Annotated in this window: 13 protein-coding genes; 7 read left to right on the forward strand and 6 right to left on the reverse strand. The window is 34.3% G+C overall.

The window, feature by feature from the left end; all coding sequences use genetic code 11:
• Positions 1-23 precede the first annotated feature (23 nt).
• The 5 genes from YQ22_RS17875 to YQ22_RS17890 all read right to left on the reverse strand — a co-directional run bounded on the left by YQ22_RS17875 (position 24) and on the right by YQ22_RS17890 (position 3,456).
• A complete protein-coding gene (locus YQ22_RS17875) occupies positions 24-881 on the reverse strand; it encodes an outer membrane beta-barrel protein (protein WP_071342284.1) in 858 nt (285 codons plus the stop codon).
• Between the two features lie 257 nt (positions 882-1,138).
• Positions 1,139-1,288: a hypothetical protein gene (locus tag YQ22_RS19260; protein ID WP_198033497.1), complete on the reverse strand. Its 150-nt coding sequence runs from the start codon at positions 1,286-1,288 to the stop codon at positions 1,139-1,141.
• Positions 1,289-1,557: 269 nt separating this feature from the next.
• Positions 1,558-2,214, reverse strand: coding sequence for a hypothetical protein (locus YQ22_RS17880; RefSeq protein WP_071342285.1), 657 nt, complete (start codon positions 2,212-2,214; stop codon positions 1,558-1,560).
• Positions 2,215-2,392: 178 nt separating this feature from the next.
• Entirely contained in the window at positions 2,393-2,776 is a 384-nt protein-coding gene (locus tag YQ22_RS17885) for a response regulator (RefSeq protein WP_071342286.1), read from the reverse strand.
• Positions 2,777-3,075: 299 nt separating this feature from the next.
• Positions 3,076-3,456, reverse strand: coding sequence for a Fur family transcriptional regulator (locus YQ22_RS17890; RefSeq protein ID WP_071342287.1), 381 nt, complete (start codon positions 3,454-3,456; stop codon positions 3,076-3,078).
• Between the two features lie 81 nt (positions 3,457-3,537).
• Here YQ22_RS17890 and YQ22_RS17895 point away from each other — a divergent pair, with 81 nt between their 5' ends.
• The 6 genes from YQ22_RS17895 (at position 3,538) to YQ22_RS17920 (ending at position 8,900) form a co-directional block, all read left to right on the forward strand.
• Entirely contained in the window at positions 3,538-3,942 is a 405-nt protein-coding gene (locus YQ22_RS17895) for a MerC domain-containing protein (RefSeq protein WP_071342288.1), read from the forward strand.
• The gene (folE, locus tag YQ22_RS17900) at positions 3,932-4,597 is read left to right on the forward strand and encodes a GTP cyclohydrolase I FolE (RefSeq protein ID WP_071342289.1); all 666 of its coding nucleotides are present in this window, start codon (positions 3,932-3,934) and stop codon (positions 4,595-4,597) included. The genes YQ22_RS17895 and folE overlap by 11 nt, the downstream gene beginning before the upstream one ends.
• Before the next feature lie 99 nt (positions 4,598-4,696).
• Positions 4,697-4,939, forward strand: coding sequence for a hypothetical protein (locus YQ22_RS17905; protein ID WP_156894597.1), 243 nt, complete (start codon positions 4,697-4,699; stop codon positions 4,937-4,939).
• 151 nt (positions 4,940-5,090) lie between these two features.
• Positions 5,091-7,460 carry a TonB-dependent receptor gene (locus YQ22_RS17910; protein ID WP_071342291.1) on the forward strand — a complete coding sequence of 790 codons (2,370 nt, stop codon included), beginning with the start codon at positions 5,091-5,093 and terminating at the stop codon, positions 7,458-7,460.
• Positions 7,461-7,538: 78 nt separating this feature from the next.
• Positions 7,539-8,363: a DUF4625 domain-containing protein gene (locus tag YQ22_RS17915; protein ID WP_083414352.1), complete on the forward strand. Its 825-nt coding sequence runs from the start codon at positions 7,539-7,541 to the stop codon at positions 8,361-8,363.
• Between the two features lie 57 nt (positions 8,364-8,420).
• Positions 8,421-8,900, forward strand: coding sequence for a DUF4625 domain-containing protein (locus YQ22_RS17920; protein ID WP_071342292.1), 480 nt, complete (start codon positions 8,421-8,423; stop codon positions 8,898-8,900).
• A gap of 108 nt (positions 8,901-9,008) precedes the next feature.
• On the opposite strand, the gene YQ22_RS17925 is transcribed toward YQ22_RS17920, so the two are convergent.
• The gene (locus YQ22_RS17925) at positions 9,009-10,235 is read right to left on the reverse strand and encodes a hypothetical protein (protein ID WP_071342293.1); all 1,227 of its coding nucleotides are present in this window, start codon (positions 10,233-10,235) and stop codon (positions 9,009-9,011) included.
• A gap of 110 nt (positions 10,236-10,345) precedes the next feature.
• Here YQ22_RS17925 and YQ22_RS17930 point away from each other — a divergent pair, with 110 nt between their 5' ends.
• Positions 10,346-12,700, forward strand: coding sequence for a TonB-dependent receptor (locus tag YQ22_RS17930; protein WP_071342294.1), 2,355 nt, complete (start codon positions 10,346-10,348; stop codon positions 12,698-12,700).
• The last annotated feature ends 41 nt before the right edge of the window (positions 12,701-12,741 follow it).

Below are 12,741 nucleotides of genomic sequence, written 5' to 3' on the forward strand. Positions count from 1 at the left end.
TGTAAAAAATAAGTGAAGATAACTTAATTTGTGGCTTTATTAAATTTGTAAGTAATACCAATATTTAATCCAAAAGAAGAGTATGGTACTTTCTGAGACAGTTCTTTAGATGTATCAGTATTGATATTCGATAGGTTATCTACGTACGTAGTAGTTCTATTTACACCTTCTGGCAAATTATCAATGGTATATAGCCCACTAACCGCAACAGTACCATCAGGTAGTTTTACATCTGTATTAAATTCCGATATTTCAGAATCTTTACGCTTTAAACTAATACCGTAATATTCAGCTTCTACAAACAGACTAAAATTATCATCAAGATCATATTTATACCCAAGAGCTCCCACAAAGCCTAAAGGAAAATGTCCATGAAAATCCTCTTTATAGTTCGTTTCGGAATAAGAGCCTTCCGGTACACCAAAAGCCTCGGCTTCGGCTTCAGAAAAAACAGATTTTTGATAAATGACACCTTCCGTTTTACCTCCCAATTTTAATAATGCTCCAAAACGTCCATATATATTATTGGTAAATTTATATACCACAGATGCGGAAGCACCAAATGCCCTTGCCCTTGCAACAGCATTCACTTCTGTATCTGGTAAACTAACAACAGAAATATCCTGGTCAGCACCATGCAAATAACCTACTCCAAGATCAAAACCGAAAGAGTCGTCAAAAAAATAGGTGCCTCTAAGTTGAAAGTTTGTGCCTTCTCCATAACTGCCATATGAGTTTTCTGTTTCCGTTGTCGTAATTCGTTCTCCCAATTTCATACCTGCACTTCCAACGGCATAGCCAGAACTTGCCGAGACTTGCCATTGCCCATATGCCGTTGTGCTAAAAATTGCCAAAACAGCTATTAACATTTTATACTTCATAATTCATTTTTTATGTATTAGACTAAGTAAATTTCATTCTATTCATTAAACCCAATTTTTCTTATAAATACCTAATAAATATCACGTTTAACACTTGCTAGAGTGCGTATAAAAGAGGTAGAATAAGAGTTTTAGTATTGAGCTTTTTTTAAATTGAACGCCAAATTTACATCAAACCAATAATACAGCTTAGCTTAAAAGATTTTTTAACTAATTATATTAATTTGAATTATAAACCTATTGCAATAAATGAATGGTTAATCCTCTATAAACGGATCGGCATATTTCTCATCAGTGATAAACTCTGTATCGGTCAAGGTATGTAGAAAATCAACTAGTGCTTGTTTGTCATTATCGGATAAGTTTAGTCTGCGAACGTTATTACCTTGCGTAAGTCTATTATCCAAATTTAGGTTGTTCTGTACACCGCTATTGTAATGCTCAATAACCTCCTAAAGAGTTTCAAATCTACCATCGTGCATGTAAGATCCTATTAAAGCAATGTTTCTTAAAGATGGTACTTTAAATTCATCCAAATCTTCCATATTATTGGTGACCTGAAAGTAATAGTGATCTTGAAATTTATAATACTATAAAAATAAAAGCCTATAGATTACTATAGGCTTTGATCTATTCATGGTTGACTAATTTGACAATGTTTTAGGAGCGTATTTAATTACTTACTACAGTTTTGATTATAATACAGGACAATAGCTGCTAATTCTGCTCCCTTACCATATTCATCATCTTTAAAGTCACCTTTGATCATTTTATCAATAAGTTTTTTGCAGTCTCCTAATTGCTTCTTCACCTTTTTCTTGTATCCGATCCAGTCTACATCGCCGACAACTAGCCTATATACCTGTTCAAGATCCGAACCTGGCTTTTTAATGAAGTATTTAATAATAGTACCTCTGGTACTTGGTCCTCTTACAACTCTTCTTGATACTTGTTTTGTTTGACTAGCGGTTAAGTTTCCACTTTGTACAGAATAGGTATCGTAATCAGTTTGTATACTACCATAATTGGTTTGAATATTTTTGGCCAAAAGCATAGTACTGCCATAAACCATAACTTGATATTCCTCTAATTTTTTAGATTTTGCGGAGGTTCTAAAATATTCAATGTCACCTGTCTTTATATGCTCAATTTCTTCATGTGCAATTTTAGCGGTTTCTGAACCTTCTGCTGTAAATAGAATCTTACTACCCTTATTTTCTACTATACCCTCTTTAACATCTCCATTTTTAAAGGTTACTGTACCTTTGTGTTGTGCTGATAAATTTGATAATATTAAAAGTAATGCTACTAATGATAAAGTTTTGAATTTCATTTGTTAATGGTTTAAGAATTTTAGAAATTCTATAACGCACTACAAATAAATTAATTACATACAACTCAATCTTTGAAAAATCTTTGTCAAGTTCAAATACAATTGTTACAAACAAGTACTTGTATAGAATCTTCTGCAAAAAGCAGGTATAACCAGACATTTATAGTTACACGGCAACCTACTTATAATTACTTACTTTTTCGCCAAACATGTGGCTATAAACCTCATCAATTGCATTATGAATATCTGATTTTGAAAAAGGTTTTGCTACAAAATCTATACAACCAAGCTCTTTTGCAACTACTTCAAATTCTTGTTTGGTTGAGGTTGATATAAATGGTAACCTATCACTGAACATTTCTAAAAATGAGAGTCCGTTCATACCAGGCATTTCTATATCTGAAATTATAAACTGAGGTTTGTTGATTTGTATATGTACCCATGCATCATAAGAATCTTCAAAAGTGGTTATTTTACCAACTAAAGGGTGGCTTGCAGCCAACTTTTCAGCCAAGGACAACCAAAGATGAGAGTCATCTACAATAACTAGTTCGAGTTTCATAATTTTCGAGTTTAAAAAGGGAAAAGTATCCTATTGTCTCAAAATGAAAAATTAATTCGGTTGAACGGTTTAAAAAGGTCTTCAAATGTTGAAAAAAGACATTGAAACCTCTCTTATTCAATACATTTTATTTGTAAAACAGGTGCTTAAAATATCCTGTTAACCAGTGTTTATTATAAAATTAAAAGGCTAGAATTTCTTCTAGCCTTTTGTTCCTAATAACCTTCTTAGGTTTATACCTGTCAAGACTGTACTAATTATTGACAAACGGCTCACCATATCCGTAACCGCAAGTTAATTTAAACAAAACATGCTTCGCACTTACCTTGTATCAATAATTGTGATATCTCTATTTTTCTATTTGGAATTTCGGGAAGTGATACATGTACGGGCAAACAATCTACCTTACCACATTGTAAACATTGAAAATGTGGATGAACATCTTTATGTTCTTTAAAGGTACAGCCATTGCATTTTGCATACCATTTTAATCCATCTTTCCCTAAAAAGGAGTGTAGAACTCCGTCATCTTCCAACTTATCCAACACACGATAAATAGTGGTTTTATTGAACGTATCTCCTAACTGCTCAATTAAAGCTTTAGCAGAAATGGCTACTGAGCCTGTACTAAACTCATTAAGTAAAACCTCAACAGCCTTTGTTTTTCTAATTACTCCCATAAAACAAATATAACGCAACTTTGTTGCATTAACAAATATTATGACTACATTTGCAACTCAGTTGTATTAACAATAACATCAATGCTATTAATTAAACAAAAATCTGACATTTTAGGAACTTTTGCCAGTTCCTTATGTCTTGTTCATTGTATTGCCACTCCATTTCTATTTCTGGCTCAAGCTAGTGCAGCAACCTTTTACAGTGGTCCGCCTGTATGGTGGAAATCTTTAGATTACGTGTTCTTGGCTATTTCATTTCTTGCCATTTTTTGGTCAACAAAAAACACAACACTAAAATGGATAAAACCAATGCTTTGGTTAAGTTGGTCTGTACTGGCGGCAATAATTCTAAATGAAAAATTAGAACTTTTCCCAATACCAGAATTTGCTATATATATACCCGCCCTTGCTTTGGTAATACTGCATTTATTTAATAGAAATCACTGTAAATGTGCTACGGATAATTGTTGTATACATGAAGGATAAAGAACAAATAGAGATAGTAGGGGATAACCACTTTTCCTCAAGCATAGAAACTCCATTGAGACCTAATGCCTTTGATAAAAGTGATGATGAGAAAATAGAAAGTATTCAGCATCATTTTGCCAAAATCATGGAAGAGCTAGGTTTAGATTTAACCGATGATAGTTTATCTGGTACGCCATACCGTTTCGCAAAAATGTATGTAAAGGAATTATTTTACGGTTTAAACCCAAAAAACAAACCTAAGCTTTCGGTTTTTGAAAATAAGTATGGGTATAAGAAAATGTTGGTAGAGCAACATATCACTATTGATTCTGCATGTGAGCATCATTTCTTACCCATAGTGGGGTATGCCCATGTGGCATATATTCCCCAAAAAAAGGTTATCGGATTGTCAAAAATCAATCGCTTAGTAGATTATTATGCTCGTCGTCCTCAGGTTCAAGAAAGACTGGTTCTTCAAATCTTAAACGACCTGCAAGAAGCATTGGGTACTGAAGACGTTATTGTTTCAGTAACCGCCAAGCACCTTTGTGTATCTTCTAGAGGAATTAAAGACCAGAGCAGTTTTACCACAACCTTAGAGTATGGCGGTCGTTTTTCAGAGACCGATATACGTAATGAGTTTTTAAAAATTATTGGACAGGAAAAGATATAGATCATTAAAGCTTATTACAATCATAAATTTTCAATGAAGGGTAGTCGTATAAAACATAGTATAACTAGAATACTTCTAGTACTTTATCTTTTCACGAATGTGTCTGGACTACATGTTTTATCCCATTCAAATGATGAACAAGAGCATGATACTTGCATTATTTGCGATTATGCCATAATAAATAACTTTACCCCAACTATTTCCCCCAGTTCAAGCGATTTCGGAAAAGAGAATCCTGAATTTATAATACCACTTGAAATTGTCACCAATTACCATTTTACAATAGATAGTACTATTGTTACCAAGGCACTATTCTCTAGACCTCCACCTGTATTGCTATAAGTTTCACTACAATTTATGCTAAAAGTTGTCCGATCTATATGCCTTATACTATTTGGCTATATAGACTCAATTGATACACTTTTAAGCTAAGCGCACCTCTATCATTTTGCTTTTTTAAAGAGCAACTATTCAACTCTTATAGTTTATTATTATGTTTTATAAAATACTAGGTATATGGCTATTCTTTGGTCTATACTCAATGGCACTTGCACAAAATGCTTATCAAATTAAGGGTCTTGTGTTACATGCTAAAGACTTATCACCGGCACAAGGCGCCACTATTATTAGTAAAAACTTGTATGCCGTTTCTATGGAAGATGGAGCTTTTACGATAAACAATGTAGCTGAAGGTACTTACACCTTTACCGTATCACATATTGGCTGCCAGCCTGCAACCATGAATGTTGAAGTACAGCAAAACATTCAGGAAATAAAAGTTTTTTTACTTGAAGCAGCCACTGAACTAGAGGAGGTAAAAGTCAACGGAAAGACTAAAAATAGGGAAGCCAAAGAAGTACCGATCGTTACACAAACCGTATCAAAGGAGTTTCTAGAACAAAATAGGGAAAACACCTTAATGCAAACTTTGAGCAAAATTGCTGGTGTAAGTACTATTAACATAGGTTCCGGGCAATCTAAACCTGTAATTCGCGGATTAGGGTTTAATAGGGTTGCTGTGGTACAAAACGGCATAAAACATGAAGCACAACAATGGGGCAATGACCACGGACTGGAAATTGACCAGCACGGCATTGAAAACATACGTATTATTAAAGGACCGGCTTCTTTATTGTATGGTTCAGACGCTATAGCGGGTGTTGTAGATATTCAACCGAATAAAACTCCGTTACCCAACTCTTTTAATGGTGAAGTGAATATTCTAGGTGAAAGCAATAATGATTTACTGGGTGTTTCTACAGGTATTACGGCTAGAAAAGATAAATGGTTTTATCGCGGAAGATTAACTTATAGAGATTACGGAGATTACAAAGTACCTGCAAATAGAATCAATTATGAAAATTACATATTTGAATTGCATGAAAATAATTTAAGAAATACAGCCGGATATGAGGCTGATGCAAGTTTAGGTATAGGTTTTGTCTCTGAGGGTATTAAATCTGAAACCGTCTTTAGCAATGTTAATGCGAAAAACGGATTCTTTGCGAACGCACATGGCTTGGAGGTAAGAACTTCCAGTATAGATTATGACAGCTCTAACAGAGATGTTGATCTTCCATATCATAAAGTAAACCACTTTAAAATTACCAACAATACTGTTTTAAGCGCGGGTGCACATATTTTAAACATTGACCTTGGCTACCAAAATAACAATAGGGAAGAGCATTCAGAACCAGTACCACATGGGTATATGCCAACACCGCCCGATACCAAGGAAAGATTGTTTATTAAAAATACCTATTCCCTAAATTTTCGTGATACGTTCAAACCCACTGACCAACATAACCTGGTCTTGGGCTTAAATACGGAATACCAAAATAATAATATAGGAGGATGGGGCTTTTTAATCCCGGAATACAATCGGTTTACTGCTAGTGTTTTTGGCTATGATCAGTTTAAGGTAAATTTCAATCTTCATGTGCTAGCAGGTTTACGCTATGATATTGGTAGGGTAGACACCAAAGCGCATTATGATTGGTACCCGTCCACAGTAAATAACGATGATGGTTCCACATCATTTATACACCTACAAAGGTCTAAAAACAAAACTCTTGATTTTGGCAGTCTTAGTGCTTCTCTTGGGCTTAGCTACATTCAAAAAAAGACCAGCTATAAAATTAACATTGGTAGAAGTTTTAGAATGCCTTTGGCAAATGAATTAGCATCTGACGGTGTCAACTATCACATGTACCGTTTTGAGCAAGGTAATATTGATCTAGACCCAGAAATATCTTATCAGTTAGATTTAAGTGTAGACCATGCTGAAGAAACTTTTAGTGTAGGAGTTAGCCCGTTCGTGAATTTTTTTCAAAATTATATTTACCTAAATCCAACATCAAGCTATTTTGAAACCATACAAATTTATGAATATACACAAGCTAAGGTTTTTAGAATGGGAGGAGAGTTCAACGCAAGTGCCTCTATTTTTAAAAATCTGCAATTAGATGCATCTGTAGAGTATGTGTATTCTAGACAGCAGAGCGGTCCAAAAGAAGGATTTACGTTGCCATTTTCACCGCCTTTATCTGCCTTACTTTCCGCAAAATATCAATTTAACAAGCTGCTATTCTTTGAGAAACCTCAATTGATCGCAGATTTTAGAATTACAGCCGATCAGGAAGACATTGTTCCTCCCGAAGAAAAAACAGATGGCTATCAAGTTTTAAACATGTCTTTCTTATCAAAATTAAATGCGTTTAGAAATAACGCCCCACTTGAAATGCGCATAAAACTGAATAACGTATTCAATACCAAATACTTTAATCATACCAGCTTTTACAGACTTATAGATGTTCCGGAGGCTGGCAGAAACATCTCATTGTCCCTAACAGTACCTTTTTAAAATCAATAATCAGTAATCAGTAATCAGTAATCAGTAATCAGTAATCAGTAATCAGTAATCAAATTAAAAATGAAAACAATGAAAACAACTATTATGAAACCAAATTTGAAATTTTTAGCAATCGTTGCGTCTGTCGGACTCTTTTTACAATCATGTAGTAGTGATGATGATGAAGGAGCTATTGAATTGAATGCTCCAGTAATTACCAATTTTGAATTTGGTGAAGGTCATCATGACGAAGATGGGGATGATGATCATGATCATGATTCAGAAGAAGCATACGCTTTTAAAGGTTCAGATATTCATTTAGCAGCAGAAATTGCTGCAGAAGCTACCGTAAGTAGTATTACACTTTCTATTCATTCCGATGAAATAACTGCCGGAGAAGGAGAAGTAGATTGGGATTTTGAGCAAGTATTTACAGATGCCAAATACTTGGTGCTTAATCCTGAATTTCATGAGCATGTAGATGTACCAACAGACATTCCTTCTGGCGAATACCATATTGAACTTTTGGTTACCGATGAATTGGGGAACAGCACAGAAGTAGATGGTCACCTTATAATACTAGATGCCATAGCTATTAGTGGTTTTGAAATGGATGAAACAGTAGCTAGAGGAGATGATTTCCATATTGAATTCATGATACTAGCTGCGCATGGCATACATAGTATAACCGTAGATATTCATGCAGACGGAGTTACACCTGGAGAAGGAGAAGTAGCATGGGATTTTGAAGAAGAATTTTTAGAAGGTTACCATGAAGAAATGGAAGCGGAATTCCATGAGCATATAGATGTACCTGCTACTGCTCCTGCAGGGGAATATCATATCATCTTTACTGTTGAAGATGAAGATGGTAATACCGTAGCATACGAAACACATATTGATGTAACTGCTTAAATTATAAACAAAACCGCACGGCGTACCAACATGCTGTGCGGTCTTAAATCTAATCTTATGAAATCTACTTTTAAATATTTTTATATTTTATCCATTATACTACTAACTGCGGCATGTACTAGTGACGACAGCGTTGAAATTGATGAAGAAAAGCCTACAATTACAGTTAACTATACGGCAGGGTTTCCTCAAGGTTGCGCGTTACTTACTAGAGGAGAAACCTATAATTTTAGGGCAATGGTTACGGATAACAATGAACTTGCCGCTTACAGTATTGATATCCATCATAATTTTGATCACCATACCCATGATGACCAGGTAACAGAATGTGATTTAGGTGAAATTAAATCAGCTGTAAATCCTTTGATCTATGTGGAAAACTTTACCATTGAAGGCGCATTGACCAGTTATGAAATCAATATCCCGGTAACCATACCAAATGACATAGATACGGGCGATTACCACTGTGCATATTCGGTTACAGATGCAACCGGTTGGCAAAGCAGAACATCTATAGATATTAAAATTGTGGAGTAATAACGTTTATAGTTGTTATAAGAATAATTTTACAAGAAATTATAGTGAAAGGCAGGAGATTTCTAATCTTGGTAAAGACAAATCTTTTATTAATATTTTCTGATTTGCCTATGCTTCTATAAAATCTACATTTAGTGAGCCATTCACCAACCTGTTCTCATTATCTATACCACTAAAAACCCCTTCTTGGTTTCTACTGTTATTTTTCAAATAGTAGCTTTTGAAATAAATATTAACTCTTTCAAGAGCTATTATTCCTGAAAAATTAAACCTGAAATTAATTACAGAGCCTTTATTTAAAAGCTCTATTCGATCTTTTTCTATATAGACATTATCCGTGAGTGTTACAATTGCGAAATTTGATTTTAATATTTTAAATTTCAATTTTTCCTGAAATCCGTCCACAAATTCAAAAGTTACATTATAAATACCCGGTAATTTGCCATAAAGTGATGCGTACGGACTGTTACTTGATAATTCTAGTGCGTGTTTTGGAACTACACTAGGATTTACAATTCGCTTGTTTCTTATTTCCATAGCAATATAGGGTGGTATACTAGAATCTTTAGATTTTTGTTCCATTTCTTGCTTACTATCACACTTTTCTAAAATGGAACGTCCGGCAACGGTATTCGTAAATAGATCAAATGTGCAATAGGTACCGATCAAGTATTTTATATTAGATGGTGCTCGGTGTCCTAAATAATAGATTTCACTAGCCCCATCAATATATCTGTCTCCAGAAAGAGTATTTGTTTTAATAGTCAAAGTATCTCCTTGGCGTTTTATATTGCCGTGGCTATAATATTCACGCATGGTGCCATCTTCTAATGGATACATAAAAATATGCTGAATCTTCTTCCAATTTTTAGAAATGATACTTTGCCCTTTTAAGATTGTATTGTCTTCTCCAAAATAGTAGTTGATATAGTAATACGTAATGTCTTCATCATTACTTCTAAGGATGGTTAGTTGTTTTTCGAACTCATCCTCAGAAGGCTTGTGTTCTGCTAGAAACACCTCATAATCCTGATATCCTAAAAAAAGCAAGATGATAGTTTTATAATAATGATTCAGTTTTATTAGTGGTTTCCCTTTTTCAAATTCACGGAACTTATCATATAAGTACTTACCGTTAATGAATTCGGAACCCAAAGCTTCAAAATCAGTTTTTAAACTAGGCTTGCTTTCATCATAAGCACCATAACCATACAATTGAAAGGTTTTAGGTAATTGCTTAAGATTATGTTTTCTTATAAACTCATCATGTAACTTATCTATTAGTAATTTAAAGTATTCTGAAGTAAAAACTAATGACCCTGAGCTTGTTATCATAAATTCCTATTTTATGAATAAAATTATTAAAAATATTTTTAGTATTTAGAATTAATAAGAATTAATAGGTGTGTTTCTACATTTAGCAAACAAACCAATTTAAACAGATCATGAAAAAATTATTCTTACTTATTAGTTTTCTGGTTTCTACCTTAGGTTTTTCACAAACTTTGGTGACCGGTAAAATTACAGACCAAAATGGCGAACCGTTACCTGGAGCCAGTGTTAGCGAAAAAGGTACATCCAATGGTGTAATTTCAGATTTCAACGGAAATTTTGATATTACGATAGCATCTGAAGAAGCTGTTTTATCTGTTTCTTTTATTGGATTTGAAACTAAAGAAATAATAATTTCAGGACAATCTCAAATTGATATAGAACTGCTAGAAACCGCTGTATCACTGACTGGGGTTACCGTACAAGGTTTCTCTGGTGTTATGGGTAAATCCCGTAAACGAACAGAATCTATACAAACTACACCAGAATCTGTTACCGCTTTGAATGCGGAAGGAATTGAAAGTGCCGGTATAACAGACGTTAGTTCATTTTCAACCCTTGTCCCAAATTTAAAATTTAACTCTGCGCAATCCATTGGTTTAAACTTTATTACGGTTCGTGGTATTCCTCAAGTAAGGGGAGGCGATGCCCCTTTGGCTTTCGTTATTGACGGTGTTACCATTCCAGATCCAAGTTTATTAAGTCAAGATTTGTATGACTTGGCATTGGTTGAAGTGGTCAAAGGTCCGCAAGGTGCTTTATATGGCAAAAATGCAATTGGTGGCGCCGTAAATATCTACACAAAAGACCCTACCAATAAAATGAACAACCAAATCAAAATAGGTGTTGGTAATGGTGGTTTTAAACAAGCACAGTTCGTATCATCCGGGGCTATAGCGAAAGACAAGTTGTTCTACCGTTTTTCAACACAGTATAAAGATTTTGATGGATTGTTGACCAACGAGTTCTTAGATGAAAAAGTTGATTTTAGAGAAGATATTAATGTAAGAGGTCAATTGAAAGCGAAGTTATCTTCTAACTTCTCAATGACGGGTTCTTACCAGTATTTTAATATAGAAGGTGGCGCAACTTATTACTCGGTCAACCCAACAGGAACAGATGGTGAATTTACAGGTGGTATTTTAAATCCTAATCCGTCAGATGGTAATAATGTAATATTTTCTGATGTGCTTGGAAGATCTGATATGAACAACAGCTATGGTACCTTAAACATGGACTATAACCTTACTGGTATTAAATTACAAAGTATCACTTCTATTAATAAAGTAGAGCGTTCTACCAATGGAGATTTAGATTTTCTTGAGTTGGACGGATTAACACAAGGCGAAGAAATTACTACCAAAACTTTTAACCAAGAAATTAGAATTAACAATACCAAAACAGATACTAAGTTTGATTGGAGTTTAGGCGGATTCTACCAAAAAATAGAAAAAGATTTCTACCAAAACGGAACTACGGGGGTAGATTTTGGAGGACCTGATGCCTATGATACCGCAGATTATATTAATGAAACCCAAACCATAGCTTTATTCGGATTTGGAGATTACAAACTAACCGATAAATTAACATTATCTGCAGGTTTCCGTTTAGATATGGACAAGTTTACGCAAGATGATGCGTTATTTGTTACCAATTCAGAAAGAGACAACAATGAATTTCAACCTAAAGTCTCTTTTTCATACCAAGCAAACAAAAATATATTAGTGTATGCAAACTACGGACGTGGATATAGAAATGGCGGATTCAATGCTCAGCCAACTGATTTGTTCAATAGAGAGTTTGACGATGAAACTTCAGACAATTATGAATTAGGATTTAAAACTACTTCATGGAACGATCGCTTACTACTTAACGGTTCTGTATTCTATTCTTCTTTAAATAACCAACAACAATACATTTTAGATTTGACCACTTTTATTGCAGGAGTTTACAATTATGATAAGAGTGATGTTTTCGGTTTTGAGTTGGAATCTCGTGCTAGACTTTCCAACTTCTTAGATATTTTTGCCAATATAGGTGTAACAGATGCTAAAATTGTTGAAGGTGGTACTACAGGTGGAGACGATGGTACTTTTACAAACAATTCCGCTTACGATGGTCAAAAAACACCGTTTGTACCTGTAAGTACTTTCGCTGTCGGATTAGAATCTTCATTCAATATTACCGATTATTTAAAATTCAACGGTTTCTTAAACATGGACACTACAGGGAAAACCTATTGGCATGAAAGTAATCGAGATGCCTTTACTACTGATACTTATTCTTTGTTAGATGCTCGTTTTGGAATATCCTATAAAAACTGGAAGCTTGAATTTTGGGGTAAAAACCTAACTGATAAAGAGTACTACCAAGAATTTTCACCAGGAGAATTTGTTGGCAGTCCTGATGATGTTGCCTGGAGAGGTCAACCTTTAACCGTTGGTACTGCAATATCTGTAAAGTTCTAAAATTCTACAACCATTAACTGATAATTATGGGCATCGTCTTA

The organism is Maribacter sp. 1_2014MBL_MicDiv (assembly GCF_001865655.1).
Taxonomy (GTDB): domain Bacteria; phylum Bacteroidota; class Bacteroidia; order Flavobacteriales; family Flavobacteriaceae; genus Maribacter; species Maribacter dokdonensis.

Coding starts and splice junctions, on each gene's coding strand:
- YQ22_RS17910 (WP_071342291.1), top strand. CDS start 5,091: ATGTTTTATAAAATACTAGGTATATGGCTATTCTTTGGTCTATACTCA.
- YQ22_RS17920 (WP_071342292.1), top strand. CDS start 8,421: ATGAAATCTACTTTTAAATATTTTTATATTTTATCCATTATACTACTA.
- YQ22_RS17895 (WP_071342288.1), top strand. CDS start 3,538: ATGCTATTAATTAAACAAAAATCTGACATTTTAGGAACTTTTGCCAGT.
- YQ22_RS17885 (WP_071342286.1), bottom strand. CDS start 2,776: ATGAAACTCGAACTAGTTATTGTAGATGACTCTCATCTTTGGTTGTCC.
- YQ22_RS17915 (WP_083414352.1), top strand. CDS start 7,539: ATGAAAACAACTATTATGAAACCAAATTTGAAATTTTTAGCAATCGTT.
- YQ22_RS17925 (WP_071342293.1), bottom strand. CDS start 10,235: ATGATAACAAGCTCAGGGTCATTAGTTTTTACTTCAGAATACTTTAAA.
- YQ22_RS17880 (WP_071342285.1), bottom strand. CDS start 2,214: ATGAAATTCAAAACTTTATCATTAGTAGCATTACTTTTAATATTATCA.
- YQ22_RS17890 (WP_071342287.1), bottom strand. CDS start 3,456: ATGGGAGTAATTAGAAAAACAAAGGCTGTTGAGGTTTTACTTAATGAG.
- YQ22_RS17930 (WP_071342294.1), top strand. CDS start 10,346: ATGAAAAAATTATTCTTACTTATTAGTTTTCTGGTTTCTACCTTAGGT.
- folE (WP_071342289.1), top strand. CDS start 3,932: ATGAAGGATAAAGAACAAATAGAGATAGTAGGGGATAACCACTTTTCC.
- YQ22_RS17875 (WP_071342284.1), bottom strand. CDS start 881: ATGAAGTATAAAATGTTAATAGCTGTTTTGGCAATTTTTAGCACAACG.